Origin of the sequence: Scardovia wiggsiae F0424 (assembly GCF_000269605.1) — a bacterium.
Lineage (GTDB): Bacteria > Actinomycetota > Actinomycetes > Actinomycetales > Bifidobacteriaceae > Scardovia > Scardovia wiggsiae.
The window spans coordinates 139,399-157,561 of sequence record NZ_AKCI01000001.1 but is presented as its reverse complement, the minus strand read 5'-3'; the positions used below and the strand labels follow the sequence as shown (position 1 = coordinate 157,561).

Sequence of the window (18,163 nt, the reverse complement as noted above, 5' to 3'; positions counted from 1 at the left end):
GGCCTATCGCCCCGCCTCAGACCCGCTCTTCCCCAAATCCAATGCCCTCTCATCGCCCGGAGCGAATCCGCGGGGAATATAAAGGCTGCCTCCACAGTTGAGAACATTGAATCGTAACCATAAACATTAAGGAACAGAAAGGCGCCAAATGGCAACGCATGAAATAACCTCTACGAATCTTAACGAGACTATCAAAAATAACGATCTTGTATTTATCGACTTCTGGGCTACCTGGTGCGGCCCCTGTAAGGCTTTCGGCCCTATTTACGAGCAGGCCAGCAATGAGAATGCTGATGTATATTTCGGTAAGGTAGATATTGACCAGAATCAGGATTTGGCTGCAAATGCTGAGATACAGGCAGTTCCGACTCTGGCGATTATCAAGAACGGCAAAACGATCTATAAAGAGGCCGGCGCGTTAAGGAAGTCCGATCTGGATGAATTGATACAGAAGGCGAAAGATCTGGATGTAAGCAAGGCGGAACCAGCCCAGCAGGCGTAAGGCAGCCTTCGCTGGCTCCCGAGCTGCGCTTCACCCCATGCATGCCTCTTGTGCAGGCGAATAAGTATATGGGCAACTGATATCGGATTCCCTGGCATCCTCTTATCTATCGCCTGTTGCGAAACATCCTGTTATAAAACAGCGGGATCAGACTGGCTGAATACCCGGATACTGCAATAGGCAAATATTTCCAATGATGTTTATGACACTTGCTAAAATATGGAGTCGTTGCTATCAGATGGATGGCATTAAGGAGTTTTATGGCTGGACGTCACATAGAGCGTAAAGGATCGATTTTTAGCCGTTTCACGCGAAAGCAGTGGATAGGCGCAGCTGCTGCTGCGATTGCAGTCGTTCTGATTGCTACTGGCGGGGCAATAGCTGCGTGGCGGAATTCGGGATCGCGTGCGTCGCGTATCACCGAATACTCGGTAAGCGATCTGAAAGACGGTTCTCAGGACGTATCACGAAGCACAATCCGCGAAGCCCTTGAAGAGCATCGCGGCGGGGCAGACAGGAACACTACGTACGTGCGGGTTGAGATCAACGGAAAGCTCCGTATGGTCGCTGGAAGCGGATTTACTACAGTGAAGTCTGTCCTGCAGGCCGGGAATATCACTCTGACAAATGACGACACGGTTTCTCCCTCCCTTGACGATCAGGTCAATGAATCTACCGTTATTAAAATTACGAGTACCAATTCAGAGATCCAGACCCTTGAGCAGTCTATCCCCTTCAATGTGATCCGGAAGAATGATGATTCCCTTCCATCCGGCAGCACTAAAGTTGAGACCGAAGGTAAGGAAGGCACCATGGAAATCACCAATCTGGTGACTAAAAATGGCACCGAGACTTTGGCCACTAACACCATTACGGAATATGTGAAGAATGCGCCCATTAACAAGGTCATCCTTGTAGGGACGAAGAAGGCAGCGTCTACTTCTACTTCTGAACGTAAATCAGCGTCTCCTTCCTCTTCTTCCTCAGCGAGTTATGGGACAACAATGCCGGTAGGCGATGCACAGTCTTATGCTCACTCAAAAGTGCTTGCACGTGGTTGGAGCGAAAGCGAATTTACGTGCCTGGTGCAGCTCTGGCAGAAAGAATCCGGCTGGCGTTCAAACGCCGCCAACCCATCGGGTGCTTACGGGATCCCGCAAGCATTGCCAGGTTCTAAGATGGGCGCAGGCTGGCAGACCGATGCTACAGTACAGATTAACTGGGGCCTCAATTATATTGCCGGCCGATACTCAACGCCTTGCGGCGCTTGGGCACATTCGCGTAAAACCGGATGGTACTAAATACATAGCGTGTCCTGACCGCACTGGTCTGTACACCCCTTTTATGAAAACGGACATAAGGTAGGCAGCCATTTTGTGGTTGCCTACTTTTTTTATCTCATTTTATCTCTTACATCCTGCTTTCTTCTCTAACTCCCCTGTCTCGCTCTCCCTCCCCCCGTCCTCCACTTCTCTACCCCTGCCCCCTCACCTAACGCGCAGATGTAAAATACTCTCCTCATAATTCTCAATAAATCATGAAATATAATTCCTCGTTGGGTGAGCCGATGAGGAGGGTACCTTAGGGAATTCCTCAAAAATATTGAGTGGGAGGGTAAAAGGAATAGGGGGGGCGACGGAAAGTCGAAGAAAAAAGATAGATATGCTGCGAAAAATAATCAGCGATCACAAATCTTTACGGTAGCCATTTACCTCTGCCGGCATCATAAAGATATCATACATATATAGCTGCACCAGTGAGGCGTTACTAAAAACTACAGGAACAGCAAAATTAATTGCCTTACGCGGATTTTATAAATATCCTAGCATCTTGGTTATTGCCCAATGGAATACCCATCATTATGAAAGATGCAAGAATCCATTTGTACAGGCTGCATCAGGATTACACAGCCTCATAATAGATCGTACAAAATCAGGTTATTCAATAATCACAGCCTCCGCCGGCGATCACATATCTGGGGTACTGAAAGCGGAATCCTCAATAAAGATATTTTTGAGGTATTTCTCATACGTAAAAGGTCATAGAGGTTAATTATAAATTTAATAAAGCTTGCCCAATTCCTTGTAATATATTTATCGACTGTAAGAATATGCCATCCTTCAGCCTGTATCCCATTGGCCCGCTCATGATCCTTACTTATCTGCCCCAAATGATGCAGGCCATCGTATTCGATACCGATCTTTGACTCCGGATAGCTTAAGTCAATATAATTATTATTTAACAGATGATTCACACACGGATTCGGCAGACCATAGCGGATAAGATCAAGCCTGAGCTTCGTCTCCTGAGGTGAATCAGTGCCCTCACACATCCGGAACAGCGCTTTTATACATTTCCGTATCCCGCGGCAACGATCACACAGCATAATAAAGTGCCTGATGTTCCGTATAGTTGTCAGCCTGAGCCGGCGATCTCTGCATATCAGTGAATCGCCAAAAATGATCAGCTGTTCCAGCGAAAGTTCCATTGACATCTGGACAAAAAGGGCTTCCGGAGACACACACTGAAAATCTCCCATATCAACGAGGGCGCCTGGAATATCCAGATTTTTCCAATAGCGGCAGCTGACATTCTTTAACCTTATCCGGTCCTTTTTATGCCGCACAACTAGAAATGACCGGCCTGGCTTCCTTTTAGGCACGGGTACGCCGAGAAGAGCAGCTGCCGTATAGTGGCTCGCCACTATACAATGTTTCGTTCTCATTTGCATACCGGAACAAACCTGCAGCGCTTCTTGCTGCCGTTCCCAGGCAGCGTACCTCATAATCTCGAACTTGCCAGGCTGCCGGAAAAGCATTAGGCCTGGCGGGCTCACCATTTCCACCATTCTGCCTATACCTCCGTTACCGCTAGGTGGCTACTTCCCCATTTATGATCTTCTTTTACAGTTTTCGCTTTATCAGTCTAAAGTATTTCCGGCGCTGAAGTCAGAGTCCTTGGTAAATGTGGTCGAATGTGGATAAAACGCATGATCTTATTGTTGACATTATTTATGGTTTATGATCTGGGATATATGACTTAATAACTTATGGTTTATAGTTCATGCCTTATATCTTATGCATTGTAGTTTATGATTTACGCTTTGTGTCTTATGATCCATACTCCACAATTTCGGCCTGTACAGTTCAGTGAGGTCAAGATAATTTCTCCTGCGCTGGATCCGTCTCACCCAACTCGAAGATACATTTTGATGACGGGCAGATATTCAATGATCCCAGTATCGTAAATACGTTTTAGGTGAGTTGAAGAAGAGGTGAGTTGAAGGAAAAGTGAGTTGGAGGCGAGATAAGTTGGAGGAGGAATGAGTTGGAGGAGAGGTGAGTTGGAGGAGAGGTGAGTTGGAGAAGAGATAAGTTGGGGGAGGAATGAGTTGGAGGAGAGGTAAGCGGGAAGGCGAGGCTGAGGGATGGCTGTGCACGCAGATAAGTATAGAGGTAAATACGCGGGTAAGTATGCTCTTTGTGCGGGAAAAAAGAAAGAAGAGACGAGTGGATCGTTTCTTTTTCGAGGGAAAAAAGAGAGAGCGAGAGAGAGGAAGAGAGAGCGAGATAAAGAGAGAGAAAAGAGATACAGGTACGGTTTTAACTAGAGCTGACCCGGATATACCCCCGATATAACGGCGATAATAAGGCATACCTTGACCCGGTACACGTCTCTCGTAAACACAAACCTATACAGAGATTCCATCCCCGATCTCAGCCTCAAGCCCAAAATCACCTCTCTGAGGGATCTATGAAGGTACTCTATCCACATCTGATGCACCCGCACAAACCCATACAACATAACATATAAGATATCAGCCGCCGCAGCGGTATAGGTATATATCATATACCATGCCTCACCGTTCTCCTCTCTCCCCTCTCACATTTTTCTTACACGCCTTTTGACGCGGGGAACTTAGAATACGGCCTGCAGCGCAAGATCTGCAATGAACAGGATCGCCACACCCCATATGATCGGGTGTACGTCTTTAGCCTCTTTCCTGCAGACCTTGGTAATACAATATGTAATGAACCCGGCGGCAATACCGTATGAGATCGAATAAGCGAACGCCATAAAAATGGACGTGAAGAACGCAGGAATCGCAACGCTGATATCGCTCCACTCGATTTCGCCGAAGGCGCTCATCATCATGCATCCTACGATTACCAGGATAGGCGCTGTAGCGGCACTCGGGATCGCAGAAACGAACGGTGAGAGTACTGCGCTGAGGAGGAAACAGACGGCGACCACAATAGAGGTCAGCCCTGTACGGCCTCCGGCAGCAATGCCTGCTGCAGACTCGATATACGTAGTTGTGTTAGATGTGCCGATCAGTGCACCGATTGATGTGGCTGTGGAATCAGCGAACAGAGCTTTGTCCATCTTGGAGCTGAAACCTTTGCCGTTCTCCATCGCCTCTTCATCTGCCTGCGAGAAAATCCCTGACCGGCGGCCTGTCCCAATGAAAGTCCCGATCGTATCGAAAGTATCTGACAGAGAGAACGCGAAAATCGTCACCAGAACCAGGGGTATCTTCGCGGGGTTGCTGAACAGGGCCGGGAACCCCTGAGGTGTAAATATCGCAAGGAATGTCTGTGGCAGCTGCCCGAATGCTTCCCCCAGGTTCACGCTGTGCGACATAGTGGTGATTCCCATAGGGATGCCGATCACAGTTGTGGCCAGCATGGCGATAATGAACGAGCCTTTATTGAGGACGCCCCATTTACCGGGGAATTTCAGTACGGTAAGGACGACAGCAATAAACAGTCCGATAAGGAAGAGGATCAAGGTTGGAGAATTCAAGGTTGCAAGGCTGATATTTGCGCCGGACCGCGCAGAATTATCAGGCGTAAAATGGATTATCCCAATGTCAACAAGTCCTACGTAAGCAATAAAAATACCGATTCCGCCGCTAATCGCATGCTGGAGCATTGGCGGGATAGAGCGGATTATCATTTTCCGCAATTTCGTTACTGTGATCAGCACATTGATGATCCCGCAGACGAACACCATCGCCATGGCTTCCTGCCACGTAAAATTAAGCCCTTTGACCACGGTGAACGTAAAGAACGCATTCAGCCCTACGCCGGGCGCCAAAGCATACGGGACATTGGCAAAAAGGCCCATAACCAGTGTGCCGATGATCGCTGCGATGATCGTTGCCAGAAACACAGCGCCCCATGGCATCCCTGCTGCAGTGAGCACGTTAGGGTTAACTGCGATAATATATGCCATCGCAAAAAATGTTGTTAATCCTGCAATAACTTCAGTGGAGACTTTTGTACCGTTCTCCCTGAGCTTGAATAGTCGCTCCATTAGATTCCTTCGCGTACGGAGTTATAGTGTATGTGGGCTCCGGATCCTCCCCGCCATACCCTGGGGCAGCTCCACAGGCAGCTGCTAGTAGTGGGACTGGTTTGGTTTACCAGAAGTGCCACCGCTCTCCTTGACGATCTGTTTTCTCATTACTTTGATTATGAGATTTTCATTTATAGATTTAGATTTATGCGCATAACTCTCAGTACTCAATGTCCGTCGGCACCCGCACACAATTCCATGATCCAAAATGAGGCCATACTAACTGATCTATATTTGTGCATTCCTGGCGGATCAACCATATAAACCAAAAGCCAATACGACCATCAAGTGGGAACATCTCTGAGGATAATACATATGGAGGATGTATCAGCGTATTTTCCTGCATATACAGCGCATCCGTCCGCATAATGAGATGTGTAATATGGTTTCGCCAAGACTGGGAGACGACATAGAGGAAAACTGTCACAGGCTGATGTTCTATTTCACGGTAATTTTTGAGCCGGACATGACCGCAATGTGCCCATCATAACATCCTTTTCCGCCTGCGTGACTGTAAGTGAATACTTGGCTTTTACGCCGATCTGACGCGCTACATACTCACATCTGAACCCCTTATTCGTTGGGAGCCACGCATCCGCAGAGGCATCGCCTTTCTCCTGGTTTGCCTGCCCTTCCACCGCAAGCAGGTTGTATGGATCATTGGCAAACTTATACTTTTTCGCTGACGGCCACTGGCTTGCGCCTGAATCCCATGCATTATGCAGCGCAACTACATGGTCGATCTGCACGGCAGCACTTGTTTTTGCGCCTCTGCGGAAATATATAACCGTCCCCGTATATGGATCATTCAAAACTCCGCTTGACACTTTGCAGCTCCCGGCATATTTATATTTGATGTCCTTGAGATCGCGCGCCAGCACATCTTCCCTGATATCGCAGCCGTTACCGTCATCATCAGTCTGGCGAAAACCAAAAAGCCCACGGTTATAACCTCCTGCCGATCTCGAGTCTTCACGCACAGCCAGCGTTTGCAGGATATTAGCAGCTTCCCCCGTCGGATTGTTCGCGCCCGTTGATGACGCCACGCTGGAGCTGATTTTGGGTAGTATCAAAGCGATGGCGATGCCTGTCAACACGGCCAGGGCGACAAGAAGAAGGAACATTGCCCATGCACGCTTATGCGATGATCCGCTGCCGCGTACACCATCACTGGTACCCGGCCGAACGTCCTCAGAGCCGCTGCCTGCGCGCGCAGCCATGCTAGGCTGCGTATTCCTCCTCAGCGGCGGATTATCCTTATCCGGCGCTGCAACATCAGTCACCTTAAAACGACGATTCCTCATCACGCTGCTCCATAATTCCCTAAAGCCAGTCTTCTTACCGACCCTGATGCGATTCAAACAACGGGCCATCTTCCATTGTAGCCGCATACGGTATGCTGCACTCACCCAACTCAAAGATGCAAACACAGCCCTTCTGCACAATGATGGATACATAACAGGCTATCTGCCTTCTCCCCGTTATAGTTTCAGCTGTACGGATGTGGGAGGAGGCCGTCGGAGGAGGATCCGTATCTTCGAGTTGGGTGAGGGGATGGGGTGAGATTGGAGAGTAAGGAGATGGTGGAGTACGATCGGAAAGTAAGGAGGGTATGGAGTGAGGTCAGAAGGTAGGGAGAGATGGAGTGAGGTCGGAAGTGGGGCTACATATGTATGTGGATAAAAGGTCGGAAAGTAAAGAAGTGAGATGAAATCGGAGAGTAAGGAAGAACGGGGTGAGATCGAAAAATAAGGAGGTGAGATGAGATTGGAGAGTAAGAAAAGGCAGGGTGTAAGGAAGGGCAGAGTGAGATTGGAAGGTGAAGCGGGATGACGACCGGAGCGAGGATGAAGAGGAATAAGGATGAAGATGAGATGAGGGAAGGAAGAAGGAGAACGCAGGTGAAGAGGGCGAGTGCGAAAGGGTAAAAAGAAAAAAGAAGAATAAGAATAATATGAAAACAGAGGAAATAAGAAAGAATAAGGGAAATAGTTAAGGGGCGGGATTATTTCCCGCCCCTTAACTATCATTTATTTTCACACCCTATGACAGAGGGGCTATATCCAGCGGTACGCCGGGATTCATCGTGGAAGTCATGGTAACTTTCTCGATGTAGCGCCCTTTCACGGTAGCAGGCTTCAAGCGGCGGATCTCATCAGCAACAGAGCGGAAATTCTCCACCAGATCCTGATCTCCGAACGAAAGTTTGCCGATAATAAAGCTGAGGTTACCGTCTTTATCAACGCGGAATTCGATCTTACCGCCCTTAATATCGGCAACAGCCTTAGCGACATCCATAGTGACCGTGCCGGTCTTCGGGTTCGGCATAAGGCCGCGGGGCCCAAGCACGCGCCCGAGACGCCCGACTTTGCCCATCATGTCGGGTGTTGCGACAACGGCATCAAAATCGGTGTAGCCTTTGGATACTTTCTCGATAAGTTCATCGTCGCCGACCTCATCCGCGCCGGCTTCAGCCGCTGCCGTTGCCTGCGGGCCGCGGGCAAATACGAGGACGCGGGCTGTTTTACCAGTCCCATGAGGAAGGTTGACGGTACCGCGGATAAGCTGGTCAGCCTTGCGGGGATCGACATTCAGCACATACGTAGCTTCAACCGTCTCGTCGAAACCGCGCTTCGGCATGCTTTTGAGCAGTGCAACAGCCTGCTCATCAGTATATAAATTAGCGCGATCAACCATTTCTTCGGCTTCGCGGTATTTCTTGGAACGTTTTGTCATCTGCTTTCTCCTTAGCAGTCGCAGCCAGGGCACTCACACCTGCCTGCTTACAGTTGGTTTATTAATCGGTTACAGTCAGCCCCATGGAACGGGCGGTACCTTCAATAATCTTTACAGCCGCGTCAATATCGCGCGCAGAAAGATCAGGCATCTTTGTTTCAGCAATCTCACGCACCTGGGCATGAGTTACAGAACCAACCTTGGTGGTCAACGGGTTCCCTGCACCCTTTGGCACACCTGCTGCTTTGCGAAGAAGTTCAGCTGCCGGAGGGGTCTTCAGCACGAAGGTGAAGGAACGGTCCTCATAAACAGTGATTTCTACAGGGATGATCTGCCCTATCTGATCCTTTGTGGCATCGTTATATGCCTTGGTGAAATCCATGATATTAACACCATGGCCGCTCAATGCAGGACCAACTGGCGGTGCAGGATTTGCTTTCCCTGCCGGGATCTGCAGCTTAACAATAGCTGAGACTTTTTTCTTTGGAGCCATTATCTGGTTCTTCTTTCTATTCGCGGTACGACCGATACAAGACGTCTGCCTGCATCTCCCGCATTCCTGATCCGCCTTCTGCCGCAAAAGGGTTCCCTTACGGGCAGTAAGGCAAAACAAGCTTTCTTATTATGCCAGTATCTGGGGACTAAAGGCTTTAGGAGATTTTCTCCACCTGGTCAAAACCGAGCTCTACAGGTGTATCGCGTCCAAAGATATTGACAAGTACGGTAAGCTTCTGTGCGGCCGGCTGAAGTTCTGAAACGACACCCGTCATAGTCGCGAACGGCCCGTCAGTCACCGTGACGGATTCGCCCATGCTGAAGACTACTTCAACCTTGCGCTGGCGCGCAGCCTTAGGCTTGTCACCAGAAGCCTTAAGGGCTTCCGAACGGATCATCGGGGCCATCATATCAACGACTTCCTGACGGCTCAGCGGCACGGCTTCGCGGTTAGATCCCACAAAACCCGTTACACCTTCAGTTTCGCGGATTATACGGCGGGCATCGTCATCAGGCCACATACGGATAAGCACATACCCGGGAATACGGACGCGCGAAACGACTTTCTTACCTTTTTCCGTATGCTTCTCCACCTCTTCCATCGGTATCTCGACCTGGAAAACGGTATCTTCAAGGCCGAAATTCTGCACACGGGATTCAATATTCGCTTTTACACGCTTCTCGTAACCGGAATATGTGTGAAGGACATACCATTTGCCGTCAAGGGTACGCAGCGACCTCTTGAACTCATCGACAGCCTTGTCACCGGCATCCGGCGTATCCGCGGTTTCCCCGGTATTATCAGGTTCGGCACCTTCAGCGCCGGCCGGGGCCGCATCGGCATCCCCGCTGCTGCCCTGATCCGATTGTTCCGGATCGGCAGATACCTCAGATCCCTCTTCTGCGGCAGCCGATGATTCCTTATCCGCAGCCTCACGGGAGGCATCATGATCCTCCTGTGCCTCAGCCGGAACAGTTCCATCAGCCTCTGCAGCCTTAGCAGCCTCTTCTGCTTCAGCAGCCTGCAGGGTATCACTGCTGCTGTCTGCCGCCGGGACGTGGCTGCTTCCATCGTCAAAAAGATTATCGGTATTGTCTGCCATACTATCCTTCACTAACTTTGCCGTTAAACCTTGCTGTTAAACCTTTGTTTGCTTTCCTGCCAGATATGGCCTGTTCAGCCGAACAGGGTAAACATAAGCCTCCCAAAGCCGAAATCAATCCCTGTGGTAAAGAGCATAAGCAGGAACACAAAGACGAACACTGCAAACGACCATTTCAAAAGCTCAAAGCCTGACGGCGCCACAACCTTGCGCATCTCATCAAAAACCTGACGAATGAACAGGCCAATGCGCATAAAGATATTGGGCTTTTTATCCTTTGCAAGCCTATGATCAGATACTGCCATATCATCCTTACCTTTTGCCTGGTGTCCTTAATAATCTGCCACCACCGCAGGCGCGATGATGGCTTCAAGCAGGGGAAGCGGGACTCGAACCCACAACCTACGGTTTTGGAGACCGTTGCGCTACCAATTGCGCCACTCCCCTATGGTGTCTATTGTACCGATTGCTCTCGATTTACCGCCTCAGCAGGCGTATCCGCCGTATGCTCAGCAATATCCAAAAACAGCCAAACCCTAAGTCTACCGTGGAGCTTGGATTTCGTCCACTAAAGGCCTCGCCGTGTGTCCGGCATAGAAAGCATAGCTTCACTGCTGTAATTACGGACAAGGCACTTGAACAGATGAGATACCCTTGATCCCCGCCGCACTCTGGCTGCCCCACCCGGCCCGAGGCACTCAAGACCGCAGGCCTACAGCATTACCCACTTTTCCAGCCGGGACATCCCCTCAGCAAGGTCATCATCAGACAAAGCATAGGAAAACCTGATATACCCGGGCATGCCAAACCCTTCACCCGGGATTACGGCAATATGGATATCATCGAGCAGATCAGATGCCAGCTGGACAGAATCCGTATACACTTTTTTACGACTGCCAAGCGGCCGGCCAAGAAGCCCGCGGATATCGGCGAATACATAGAAAGCCCCCTGGGGAAGGCCGCAGGAAATGCCCGGGATCCTGTTGAGCGCAGCAACAATGGCGTGCCGGCGCACATCAAAGGCGGCACGCATCCCCGCCACCGCCGACAGATCCCCCGAGACTGCCTCGATTGCAGCCCGCTGTGCAACATTATTGACATTCGATGTCATATGGCCCTGAAGCCTGGCTGCCGCCGCCGCTGCATCAGGCGGTGCAATAAGCCATCCTACGCGCCATCCCGTCATTGCATACGTTTTTGCAACGCCGTTCACCACAATAAGCTGCCTGCGGATATCGGGCTCCAGTGCACCGATATGCGGAGCCTCAGCACCGTCATACACAAGATGCTCATAGATCTCATCAGACAGGACCCATATCCCGTTCTCAAGCGCCCACCGGGCAATATCCCGCAAAACCTGTTCCGACCATACGGATCCTGTAGGGTTATTCGGCGAATTGACAATGACCACCTTCGTTGCAGGAGTCCGGACCCGCTCCAGCTGTTCAACAGCCGGTTCAAAATTAGTGTCTGCAGCAGCCGGTACGCACACAGGTACGCCTCCGGCAAGCTTTACAGCTTCAGTGTAGCTCACCCAGTAGGGGGAAGGGATAACCACTTCATCCCCCGGATCGGCAACTATCTGTATTGCCTCATATACTGCCTGCTTACCGCCATTAGTGACCACGATATCAGCAGGATCGGCAGGGTATCCGGAATCCCTTAAAGTCTTGCGGGCGATCGCCTCACGGAGCTCAGGAAGGCCCTGCGTTGCAGTGTATTTATGGTTCTGCGGATCCAGCGCTGCCCGCGAAGCAGCATCAGCAATGTACTTCGGCGTCGGGAAATCCGGTTCGCCTGTGCCGAAACTGATAACTCTGATGCCTTGAGACCGCATCTGTTTGGCCTTGCTGTCAATTTCCAGGGTGACACTTGCCCCGATATTGCGGATACGGCTGCTAAGCTTCATAATTTTCCAATCCATGCTCATCATGGGGGTCATCAGCCTTCGACGGGTCAGCCCAATGCCCTGCCTTACGTTCTTTTTCCATGGCCGCGCGGACAGCCGCCTTAGCATCCATCCACTCGTGGTACTCGCGGCGGCGCTGGGCATTGGTCCTACGCTGGCTCCTTGATTCCTCCAGGGCATCCAGCCGGGCATCATGCCCGCGCTGCGACTGGGGGCTGCTGTCAAGCATCTCAGCTCCGGCAGCAATCGTCGGATCCCAGTCGAATCCTACCGCATTATCGCCGGTACCGATATACACTTCATCACCGATACGGGCACCCTGGGCTTTCAGGGCATCTTCCACGCCGAATTTCGCCAGCCGGTCAGCAAGATAGCCTACAGCCTCCTCATTATCAAAATTCGTCTGGAGGACCCACCGCTCAGGTTTTTCACCCGTCACTGTAAACCAGAAATTCCCGTCAGCATCTTCATGCCGCGTAATACTGAAATCAACGCCAACGGTCCCGGCGCCCGTCCGGCGGCGGCGGGACCTGTTCTCCAGAGGCCGGAGGACAACGCGCCCTTCCTTGCCGGAACCATCCCGGACTTCACGCTCACGTATAGTACGACGGACTTTTTCAGAAAGTTCAGCCAAGGTGAAAGCCAGCTCCCGCAGCCCCTCGTGGCTTACCGTCGAAACAAGGACAACCTTAAGCCCCATTCCCTCAAAATCAGGCTTCACAAATTCTGCAAGTTCACGTGCTTCCGCCACATCAATTTTGTTAAGGATGATAACACGCGGGCGGTCCCGTATCGGGATGGCGCCAAGCGGCAGCTGGAGCTGGTCTTCATACTGTTTCAGCTCATTTTCCAATGTTTCATAGTCAGAGACAGGATCACGGCCAGGATCAAGCGTTGCGCAGTCGATAACATGCGCAATGACCTCAGTGCGCTCAATATGGCGGAGGAATTCCAGCCCGAGGCCTTTGCCCTGCGCCGCGCCGGGGATGAGGCCGGGCACATCAGCCACAGTGAAAACTTTATCTTCCGCTTTGACCACACCCAGATTAGGGGTAAGGGTAGTAAACGGATAATCGGCGATCTTGGGCTTCGCTGCGCTCACAGCAGCAATAAGGCTTGATTTCCCGGCACTCGGATAGCCCACCAGAGCCACATCAGCTATGGATTTAAGCTCGAAAACAATGTCCCGTTCCTCTCCCGGTTCACCAAGCAGGGCAAAGCCGGGGGCGCGCCGGGCACGGCTGGCAAGGGAGCGGTTTCCTAAACCGCCGGCGCCGCCGCGGGCAACCACGACCCTGTCCCCCGCATTCCGCAGGTCTGCCAGCAGCCCCTCTTTTTTATGCGCGGCGGCGCCGAAGACGACAGTCCCCGGAGGCACAGGCAAAACCAGATCGGCCCCCATGGAACCGTCCTTGTCGTCCCCCTTGCCCATCGTGCCGTTCCCTGCCGCACGGTGGGGGGCAAACCTGTAATCAAGGAGCGATGTAACATTAGGGTCTGCTACAACGATCACAGAACCGCCGTTCCCTCCGTCACCGCCGTTCGGACCGGCAAGCGGCTTATATTTTTCACGCCTTATAGACGCGGCGCCGTTCCCTCCGTCACCGCCTTTAACATGGACAGTTACCCTATCAACGAAATCACTCATATCATTACCTGTACGTATCCGACTATTTCTGATTACTTTCAGCTATTCCCGATACCGGCCCGGGATACCCGTACTTATTATCCGGCACACCCATAACCGGCATGATGGATCGCCTCTGCAGGATCACAATAATACCAGCTTATAAATAAAGCCGCGTCAAAACGCGGCCTTATCAAAAACACAGAAATATTATCTAGCAGTACTATTACCAGTACCTTCCGGCAGTACTACTGTGCAACAACGTCAACGATCTTGCGGTCACGGCGTACACCGAACTGTACGGTGCCGTCCTGCAGCGCAAACAGGGTATGATCCTTACCCATACCTACGCCATGCCCCGGATGGAATTTACTTCCGCGCTGGCGGACGATAATATTACCTGCTACAACTGCTTCGCCGCCGAACTTCTTCACACCCAGGTACTGTGGGCCTGAATCGCGACCGTTACGAGAGCTTGAAGCACCTTTCTTGTGTGCCATTTAACTTCCTTTCGTATCCTTACAACCCGTATTTTTCCTGAGCGCACTAAGCAATCTCAGTAACTTTCAGGACCGTAAGCTTCTGACGATGACCCTTGCGGCGTGCAACGCCGGTCTTATTCTTAAACTTCTGGATGTGGATCTTCTTACCTTTAGCCTCATCATCAACCACTTCAGCTTTGACCGAAACCTTGGCCAGATCCTTAGCAGCCACGGTAACCTTAGAGCCGTCAACTATAAGAGCGACGGGGAACTCTACAGAATCGCCTTTCTTGGCGTCAAGGCGATTGACAATAAACTTGTCCCCAACCTCAACCTTTTCCTGGTGGCCGCCAGCTTTTACAATCGCGTACATAGTTCTACCTTGCCTGTTTTAAGCTATTTTCCTGCTGCTCAGCAGGCACTGCAGAAGCACGGAAACTCTGCTGCACCTGAAGACACCAGCTATCTACTCTATATGCATATTGGCCTCGCGTCAAATCTGCTGTATTATAACGCGCTCAAAATGCATGCGAACTCCTAACATAGGAGGCGTACTGGACTAATCGGCCTTGGCCGTGTCCGTTCCGCCGTCGCCAGATCCTGCAGAAACAGTTTCGGCAGGGACCGTACCCGTATCTGCTGTATTGGCATCCGCTGTATCAGCGTCTCCCGTACCCGCAGCTGCCGTACCTATATCTGCAGTGCCCGCTTCAGCCCTATCCGTATGCTCCTTATCCGCATCTGTCCTGCCGGAAGCTGTTTTATCCGATTCGGCAGCTTCAGCCGCGGCGGCAGCGATACGCGCAAGCGTTGCCTTCACCTGCGGAGTAGAGCCCTTGGGTGCGTTGGAATCAGTGTCGTCATAATGGCTTCGCCCATACCCGTGCTTATTCGTATGGACGAAAGGATCCCCGCCTTTAAGCGCATACGGGTCATCATAATCTGCAGAAACCGTAGGCTCATCATGAAGGATAAACCCGCGCCCGCCGCATGTCGGGCATTCTTCGGAGAAGGCCTCCACAAGCCCCTGCCCCACACGTTTCCGGGTCATCTGGACCAGCCCGAGGGAAGTCACCTCAGCAACCTGATGCTTGGTACGGTCACGGGACAGGCATTCCACAAGCCTGCGCAGGACAAGGTCGCGGTTCTGCGGCATGACCATATCAACAAAATCGATCATGATCATACCGCCGATATCGCGCAGACGCAGCTGGCGCACGATCTCCTCGGCAGCTTCCAGATTGCACTTGGTAACCGTCTCTTCAAGCGACTGTCCGCGCCCAATAAAACGGCCTGTATTAACATCAATAGTCGTCATGGCCTCAGTGCGGTCAACGATCAGCGAACCGCCCGACGGGAGATATACCTTGCGTTCCATCCCTTTGCGCAGCTGGGAATCAATAGACCATTTATCGAAAACATCCCTGCCCTTATGCTCTTCAGGATCCCATTTTTCAAGGCGCTCAAGCATATCAGGCGCAGCAGATTCAAGATATTCCCTGATCCTGCTGTACACATCGTCACCTTCAACAACCAGTTTGCTGAAATCATCATTGAAAATATCCCGGATCACGCGGATCACAACATCGGGCTCCCCCTGGAGAAGATGGGGGCGCTTGGAACTTTCGTAATCTTTAAGGCCTTTTTCAACATGATCCCACTGGCTGACCAGATGCTGCATATCACGCTGCAGCGCCTCTTCGCTGGCACCTTCTGCAGCCGTGCGGATAATTACGCCCATATTCTTGGGAGCAACTTTATCAACGATATTTTTCAGGCGTGTGCGCTCGCGTTCCGGTAATTTGCGCGAAACGCCGGTAATGCCTCCCGCGGGGACAAGCACCAGATAGCGCCCTGCCACAGTGATCTGAGCCGTCAGACGTGCGCCTTTATGCCCGATAGGGTCTTTCGTCACCTGCACAAGCACATTATCGCCCGGCCTGAATGCATGCTCCACAAGCCTGGGCTGGCCATCAAGGCGGGTAGCGTCCCAGTTGACCTCACCGGCATACAGGACACCATTGCGGTGCTGCCCGATATCAACGAATGCAGCCTCCATACTGGGCAGTACATTCTGCACGCGTCCCTGGTAAATATTCCCGACGGATGAAACTTCCTCAATATCGGAAATATAATGCTCTACAAGAACGTTATCTTCGATAACAGAGACCTGCGAGTGGCGCCCCTTCTGGCGGACGACCATCAGGCGGTCAACGTTCTCGCGGCGTGCCAGGAAATCCTGTTCAGTAATAAGCGATCTGCGCGAACGTTCCCTGCGGTTGTCCCTGCGGCGCTGGCGCTTGGCCTCCAGCCTCGTGGAACCTTCGATCCCAGTTATCTTGTCAATATACTGCTGCTTGCGTGAACGCGGGATCCGCTCATCCTCCTGCTGGTCAGCAGAACCCCTGCGGCGACGGCGGCGACGGCGGGTAGAAACCGGTTCATCGTCTGCATCGTAGTCATCAGCACTGCTGCGGGTACGGCTGCCGAACTGCCCGTCATCCTCCGGATAGCTGCTGTCCTCGCCCCTTCCGCGGCGGTTCCCTTTCCTTGTGCGCGATGAGCTGCTGCGGGTGCGGCGCCGCGGCTGGGAATCATATTCCTCCTCGTCACCGCCGTCATCGTAATGCCTGCTGTACCGGCGCTCCCGGGCAAGCTCTTCAAGCTCGCTTTCTATAGGGTTATACGTGATTTCGTCATTTTCAAGGTCTTCCTCGATCTGTTCCACTTCAGCTGCGGCCCGGCGTTCCTGGGCATTCAGCCGGCGGCTGCTCCGATGTCCTCCATAACGGGCATCAGTATCGCTGTCGCCGCTGAAATCTTCTTCTTCAGCCTGCCGGGCATTGGGCATACGGATATTGCCTGCAGCAGCGTTCCTGCCGGCGCGTCCGTCATTCCCGTTACGGCTGCCATGAGGTTGCAGACCGATGCCGCGCGATTTATCTTTCCTGCTGCTCTGCTCTTCCAGAGCCTCATTGATAGTGTCAAGCGTCACATGGCTGCCGCCGCGTGTGGCCCTGGGCCGGACAGAATCGGCAGCAGGAAGCACAGGCGCCTGGAAAAGGAGCGACATCATAGGCTTTGCGGCAGGAAGGGCTGCCCCGTCCGTATCCGGCCCTGTATTCTGCTGTGAGAACGGTGCAGAAAACAGGGAATCGTTGCTGTTACTGGTGAACCTGGTACTGGCCGAGTTGCCGCGGTCATCGGAAGATGCATCCGGGGATGCTGCACCGGACACACGGGGAGCATGGGCAGCCGGTTCGGCCTGGGACGCAGCAATACCTTTATCAACGAATATTTCTTCAGCAAGGGCCTGTATACGCTTACCCCGCGCAGCCGGCTGCGCATGATTCCCGGTATTTCCGTTTTTCTGGTTGCTGCCATCGTGAGTGTCGCTGCGGGTATCAGCATCCCCTGCAGCATTATTGTGGGTATTACGGGTATCCGCAGCTTTACCTGCAGCCTTGCGGCTGACCGCTTTCCCCGAGCCGGCACGGGATCCGGATTTTGCACGCTGCCTGTCAGAAACGGGATCGGCAGCAGTATCAGAAGCGGCATCGACGACTACCGGCACGGCGCTGTCACCAGCTGCACCCGCGCTGCGCGTTACACGCCCTCTGCTTTTGCGCGTACGTTTCGGCATCCCAGCTGCAGCAGAACGGGCAGCAGCTGCCGGGCTTTTCGCAGTATCCGGTGCAGACGCCTGCGCATCTTTTATATCTGTATTCAATTTTTCGTCTTTATCTGACACGTTATTTACTCCTAGCGGAACACACTGCATTGTGTTCCGGGTCCTGGCCATGCACGCTGCTGCCTATGCATTGCTCAGCATCCGAGCCTGTACGCGCAGCAAGCTTCCATAGCTTCCCAAAAGTCTTCCAGCAGGGCGGACACCAGCACATCCCGGGAACACAACAACTCCAGGAGGGATCAACGCCCAACACGTCC

At 52.1% G+C, this 18,163-nt stretch carries 15 protein-coding genes and 1 tRNA gene; 3 read left to right on the top strand and 13 right to left on the bottom strand.

The genetic code is table 11. The features are described 5' to 3' along the window. Positions 1-148: 148 nt before the first annotated feature. Positions 149-502: a thioredoxin gene (trxA, locus tag HMPREF9156_RS0100790; RefSeq protein ID WP_007148037.1), complete on the top strand. Its 354-nt coding sequence runs from the start codon at positions 149-151 to the stop codon at positions 500-502. Between the two features lie 260 nt (positions 503-762). Next, entirely contained in the window at positions 763-1,803 is a 1,041-nt protein-coding gene (locus HMPREF9156_RS0100785) for an aggregation-promoting factor C-terminal-like domain-containing protein (RefSeq protein WP_007148036.1), read from the top strand. Positions 1,804-2,450: 647 nt separating this feature from the next. Here the strand turns inward: HMPREF9156_RS0100785 and HMPREF9156_RS0100780 are convergent. Then, the gene (locus tag HMPREF9156_RS0100780) at positions 2,451-3,350 is read right to left on the bottom strand and encodes a hypothetical protein (RefSeq protein WP_007148035.1); all 900 of its coding nucleotides are present in this window, start codon (positions 3,348-3,350) and stop codon (positions 2,451-2,453) included. 538 nt (positions 3,351-3,888) lie between these two features. Between HMPREF9156_RS0100780 and HMPREF9156_RS0100775 the strand changes: the two genes are divergently transcribed. Next, positions 3,889-4,140, top strand: coding sequence for a hypothetical protein (locus tag HMPREF9156_RS0100775; protein ID WP_162097890.1), 252 nt, complete (start codon positions 3,889-3,891; stop codon positions 4,138-4,140). A gap of 280 nt (positions 4,141-4,420) precedes the next feature. Here the strand turns inward: HMPREF9156_RS0100775 and HMPREF9156_RS0100765 are convergent, their stop codons facing one another. From HMPREF9156_RS0100765 to HMPREF9156_RS0100705, 12 genes are all read right to left on the bottom strand, one after another. Further along, positions 4,421-5,821: an NCS2 family permease gene (locus HMPREF9156_RS0100765; protein WP_007148033.1), complete on the bottom strand. Its 1,401-nt coding sequence runs from the start codon at positions 5,819-5,821 to the stop codon at positions 4,421-4,423. A 485-nt stretch (positions 5,822-6,306) separates the two neighbouring features. Next, entirely contained in the window at positions 6,307-6,987 is a 681-nt protein-coding gene (locus tag HMPREF9156_RS0100760) for an HNH endonuclease family protein (RefSeq protein ID WP_231198120.1), read from the bottom strand. A 919-nt stretch (positions 6,988-7,906) separates the two neighbouring features. Then, the gene (gene rplA, locus HMPREF9156_RS0100750) at positions 7,907-8,599 is read right to left on the bottom strand and encodes a 50S ribosomal protein L1 (protein WP_007148030.1); all 693 of its coding nucleotides are present in this window, start codon (positions 8,597-8,599) and stop codon (positions 7,907-7,909) included. Between the two features lie 61 nt (positions 8,600-8,660). Then, the gene (gene rplK / locus HMPREF9156_RS0100745) at positions 8,661-9,092 is read right to left on the bottom strand and encodes a 50S ribosomal protein L11 (RefSeq protein ID WP_007148029.1); all 432 of its coding nucleotides are present in this window, start codon (positions 9,090-9,092) and stop codon (positions 8,661-8,663) included. Between the two features lie 157 nt (positions 9,093-9,249). Beyond that, on the bottom strand, positions 9,250-10,197 hold the full coding sequence (nusG, locus tag HMPREF9156_RS0100740) for a transcription termination/antitermination protein NusG (protein ID WP_007148028.1): 948 nt from the start codon (positions 10,195-10,197) through the stop codon (positions 9,250-9,252). A gap of 74 nt (positions 10,198-10,271) precedes the next feature. After that, a complete protein-coding gene (secE, locus tag HMPREF9156_RS0100735; protein WP_007148027.1) occupies positions 10,272-10,502 on the bottom strand; it encodes a preprotein translocase subunit SecE in 231 nt (76 codons plus the stop codon). A gap of 69 nt (positions 10,503-10,571) precedes the next feature. Further along, positions 10,572-10,644 (bottom strand) — tRNA-Trp (locus HMPREF9156_RS0100730). A gap of 265 nt (positions 10,645-10,909) precedes the next feature. Further along, complete coding sequence (locus HMPREF9156_RS0100725) at positions 10,910-12,139, bottom strand: pyridoxal phosphate-dependent aminotransferase (protein ID WP_233417606.1); 1,230 nt, start codon at positions 12,137-12,139, stop codon at positions 10,910-10,912. Continuing rightward, complete coding sequence (obgE, locus tag HMPREF9156_RS0100720) at positions 12,096-13,754, bottom strand: GTPase ObgE (RefSeq protein WP_007148025.1); 1,659 nt, start codon at positions 13,752-13,754, stop codon at positions 12,096-12,098. Before obgE ends, HMPREF9156_RS0100725 begins: the two co-directional genes overlap by 44 nt. 227 nt (positions 13,755-13,981) lie before the next feature. After that, on the bottom strand, positions 13,982-14,233 hold the full coding sequence (rpmA, locus tag HMPREF9156_RS0100715; protein WP_007148024.1) for a 50S ribosomal protein L27: 252 nt from the start codon (positions 14,231-14,233) through the stop codon (positions 13,982-13,984). Between the two features lie 46 nt (positions 14,234-14,279). Continuing rightward, complete coding sequence (gene rplU, locus HMPREF9156_RS0100710) at positions 14,280-14,588, bottom strand: 50S ribosomal protein L21 (protein ID WP_007148023.1); 309 nt, start codon at positions 14,586-14,588, stop codon at positions 14,280-14,282. Positions 14,589-14,774: 186 nt separating this feature from the next. After that, complete coding sequence (locus tag HMPREF9156_RS0100705; RefSeq protein WP_017147349.1) at positions 14,775-18,017, bottom strand: Rne/Rng family ribonuclease; 3,243 nt, start codon at positions 18,015-18,017, stop codon at positions 14,775-14,777. Between the last annotated feature and the right edge of the window lie 146 nt (positions 18,018-18,163).